This is a genomic window from Janibacter anophelis NBRC 107843 (genome assembly GCF_001570945.1).
Taxonomy (GTDB): domain Bacteria; phylum Actinomycetota; class Actinomycetes; order Actinomycetales; family Dermatophilaceae; genus Janibacter; species Janibacter anophelis.
Map to the genome: position 1 here is coordinate 1 of NZ_BCSQ01000098.1, position 3,813 is coordinate 3,813.

Here is a 3,813-nt window from a genome sequence, read left to right on the forward strand (position 1 = left end):
CCCCTCGACCCGCAGCAGCGGGCCGAGGCGCTGGAGCGGGCCGTCGCGGCCCGCCGGGCGCGGGCCGAGCTGCGCCGCCGGCTGAAGCAGCGCGAGGTCGGCCTGGCCGAGGTGCTCGCGACCGGCGATCGCGACCCGGTCGTCGCGCGGATGCGGGTCAGCGACCTGCTCGAGGCGCTGCCGGGCGTGGGCCCGGCCACCGCGGTCCGGGTCATGGGAGAGTTGGGCATCGCGACCTCCCGTCGCGTCCGCGGGCTCGGCCCGCACCAACGCACCGCACTGCTGAAGAGGTTCACCCGGCCATGAGCGCCCCCCGACTGACCGTCCTCGCCGGCCCCACTGCCGTGGGCAAGGGCACGGTCGCCGCCTGGATCCGCGAGCACCACCCCGAGGTCTGGCTCTCCGTGTCGGCGACGACCCGTCCGCCGCGCCCGGGGGAGCAGGACGGCGTGCACTACCACTTCATGTCCGGCGAGGAGTTCGCCGACAAGGTGTCGAAGGGGGAGATGCTCGAGTGGGCGGTCGTCCACGGTCGTGCCTCCTACGGCACGCCGAGGGGCCCCGTGGACGAGGCCCTGGCCGCGGGCAAGCTGCCGCTGCTGGAGATCGACCTGCAGGGCGCACGCCAGGTGCGGGCCTCGATGCCCGAGGCCTGCTTCGTCTTCCTCGCGCCCCCGTCGTGGGACGAGCTCGTCGGCCGACTCGAGGGTCGGGGGACCGAGACGGCCGAGGAACGAGCGGTCCGGCTGGAGACGGCGAAGGTCGAGCTGGCGGCCCAGAGCGAGTTCGACCGGGTCATCGTCAACGACGACATTCGTCGTGCGGCCGAGGAACTCGTATCATTGATGAGATCCGACTGACCCCGACGACAAGGACCACCTCGACGTGTCCGGCACCACGGCCAACCCCATCGGCATCACCAACCCGCCGATCGACGACCTCCTGACCAAGGCTGACAGCAAGTACGCGCTCGTCATCTACGGTGCCAAGCGGGCCCGTCAGATCAACGCCTACTACTCCCAGCTGCAGGAGGGCCTGCTCGAGTACATCGGCCCCCTCGTCGACGCCCAGGTCCACGACAAGCCGCTGTCGATCGCGCTGCGCGAGATCAACGAGGGCCTGCTGACCAAGGAGGCCAGTGCCTCCGAGGACGGCGTCCCCGCGGCTCCCGTCGACGACGCACCGGTCGCCGACGAGGCCTGACGGACCCCCTTCGTGCGAATCGTCCTCGGGGTCGGCGGCGGGATCGCCGCCTACAAGTCGGCGCTCCTGCTGCGCCTGTTCACCGAGGGCGGCCACGACGTCACGGTCGTCCCGACCGACGCCGCGCTGCGGTTCGTCGGTGCCCCCACGTGGGAGGCCCTGTCGGGGCGACCGGTCCAGACCGACGTCTGGAGCAACGTCACCGACGTGCCGCACGTGCGCATCGGTCAGGAGGCCGACCTCGTCGTCGTCGCCCCGGCGACGGCCGACCTGCTGGCCAAGGCGGCCCACGGCCTGGCCGGTGACCTCCTGACCAACGTGCTGCTCACCGCGCGCTGTCCGGTCGTGCTCGCCCCGGCGATGCACACCGAGATGTGGGAGCACGCCGCGACCCGCGTCAATGTCGCGACCCTGCGCGAGCGGGGCGTGACCGTCGTCGAGCCCGACTCCGGCCGCCTGACCGGCGCCGACACCGGCCCGGGGCGTCTGCCCGAGCCCGAGGCGATCCACGCAGCCGCGATGGCCGTCGTGGAGGGTGCCGCCGGGGAGCGTCCCCGGGACCTCGCCGGACGACGCATCCTCATCAGCACCGGTGGGACGCGCGAGCCGCTCGACCCGGTGCGCTACCTCGGCAACCGCTCGTCCGGCAAGCAGGGCCTGGCCCTCGCCGAGGCCGCCGTGGCCCGCGGCGCGAGCGTCACGCTCGTCGCGGCCAACCTCGAGCTGCCGGTGGCCCCGGGCATCGACGTGGTGCCCGTGCAGACCGCGCTGGAGCTGCAGCGCGAGATCGACGCGCGCACCACCGAGCACGACGTCGTCGTCATGGTGGCCGCCGTGGCCGACTTCCGCCCCGCGGAGTACACCGACAGCAAGATCAAGAAGACGCACGACCCGGCCGACCCCGACGCGGCCCCGACGATCCGCCTCGTGCGCAACCCCGACATCCTCGCCGGGGTCGTCGCCGCCCGGGGCGGGGCGAGTGCGCCGCTCGTCGTCGGCTTCGCCGCCGAGACGGGCGACGCCACCGGGTCGGTCCTGGAGCTGGGCCGCGCCAAGCTCGAGCGCAAGGGCTGCGACCTGCTCGTCGTCAACGAGGTGGGGGTCGACAAGACCTTCGGCGCCGACGAGACGAGCGTGCACGTGCTCACGCGCGGCAGTGACGAGGTGATCGACCTCGGACCGGGGAGCAAGGCCGTGGTCTCCCACGGGATCTGGGACGTCGTCGTGGGATCCCTGCCCACCGACTGACCGCTTCGTGCTTAGACTGGCCGCGCCCTACCGGGCGGTCATCAGACCGCCCGTTCGTCGAGATCTTGGGAGCCCAGCCCGTGTCCGGACGCCTGTTCACCTCCGAGTCGGTGACCGAGGGTCACCCCGACAAGATCTGTGACCAGATCTCCGACTCCATCCTCGACGCGATGCTCGAGCAGGACCCGCGCAGTCGCGTGGCCGTCGAGACGATGGTCACCACGGGTCTGGTGCACATCGCGGGTGAGGTCTCCACCGAGTCCTACGTCGAGATCCCGCGCCTGGTGCGCGAGGTCATCGCCGGGGGCGTCGGCTACGACTCCTCCGACAAGGGCTTCGACGGCCGCTCCTGCGGCGTGTCGATCTCGATCGGCCAGCAGAGCCCCGACATCGCGCAGGGCGTGGACACCGCCTACGAGAACCGCACGGGCGGCGTCGACCCCAAGGACAAGCAGGGCGCCGGCGACCAGGGCCTGATGTTCGGCTACGCCTGCGAGGACACGCCAGAGCTCATGCCGCTGCCGATCTTCCTCGCCCACCGTCTCGCGCAGCGCCTGACCGAGGTCCGCAAGTCGGGCGAGCTGGAGTACCTGCGTCCCGACGGCAAGACCCAGGTGACCATCGACTACGACGGCGAGCGCGCCGTGCGCCTCGACACCGTCGTGCTCTCGACCCAGCACTCCGCAGAGATCGACCACGAGACCCAGCTGCCGGCCGACATCAAGGCCCACGTCTTCGAGCCCGTCATGGCGGCGCTGAAGGACTCCGGCGTCGAGCTCGACACCTCCGACTACCGCACGCTGATCAACCCGACGGGCAAGTTCGTCATCGGCGGCCCCATGGGTGACGCCGGCCTGACCGGTCGCAAGATCATCGTCGACACATACGGCGGCATGGCCCGCCACGGTGGCGGCGCCTTCTCCGGCAAGGACCCGTCCAAGGTCGACCGCTCCGCCGCGTACGCGATGCGCTGGGTCGCCAAGAACGTCGTCGCCGCCGGCCTCGCCGGTCGCTGCGAGGTCCAGGTGGCCTACGCCATCGGTGCCGCGCAACCGGTCGGTCTCTACATCGAGACCTTCGGGACCGAAAAGGTGCCGGTCGACAAGATCCAGGCCGCGGTCAGCTCGGTCTTCGACCTGCGTCCGCTCGCGATCGTCGAGGAGCTGGACCTGCTCCGCCCGATCTACGCACCGACCGCCGCCTACGGCCACTTCGGCCGCACCGAGGCGGCCGGGTACGACAACGCCTTCCCGTGGGAGCAGACCACCAAGGTCGAGGCGCTGCAGGCCGCCGCTCGCGCCTGACACCGGTGACCACCGCCTCGGACGCCCGTCCGGTGCCGCACGTCGTGCGGCGCGGGGC

At 71.8% G+C, this 3,813-nt stretch carries 5 protein-coding genes; all 5 read left to right on the forward strand.

Annotated features, from left to right (window positions below; genetic code table 11):
• Positions 1–306 (forward strand): integration host factor, actinobacterial type (gene mihF / locus JAN01S_RS17260; RefSeq protein WP_169797256.1); only part of this gene is annotated, 306 nt, incomplete at its 5' end.
• Positions 303–860: a guanylate kinase gene (gmk, locus tag JAN01S_RS16130; protein ID WP_068319797.1), complete on the forward strand. Its 558-nt coding sequence runs from the start codon at positions 303–305 to the stop codon at positions 858–860. The genes mihF and gmk, both read left to right, overlap by 4 nt.
• A gap of 25 nt (positions 861–885) precedes the next feature.
• A complete protein-coding gene (gene rpoZ, locus JAN01S_RS16135; RefSeq protein WP_068319799.1) occupies positions 886–1,203 on the forward strand; it encodes a DNA-directed RNA polymerase subunit omega in 318 nt (105 codons plus the stop codon).
• A 12-nt stretch (positions 1,204–1,215) separates the two neighbouring features.
• Positions 1,216–2,451: a bifunctional phosphopantothenoylcysteine decarboxylase/phosphopantothenate--cysteine ligase CoaBC gene (gene coaBC / locus JAN01S_RS16140; RefSeq protein WP_068319801.1), complete on the forward strand. Its 1,236-nt coding sequence runs from the start codon at positions 1,216–1,218 to the stop codon at positions 2,449–2,451.
• An 80-nt stretch (positions 2,452–2,531) separates the two neighbouring features.
• The gene (gene metK, locus JAN01S_RS16145; protein WP_068319803.1) at positions 2,532–3,755 is read left to right on the forward strand and encodes a methionine adenosyltransferase; all 1,224 of its coding nucleotides are present in this window, start codon (positions 2,532–2,534) and stop codon (positions 3,753–3,755) included.
• Positions 3,756–3,813: the final 58 nt, after the last annotated feature.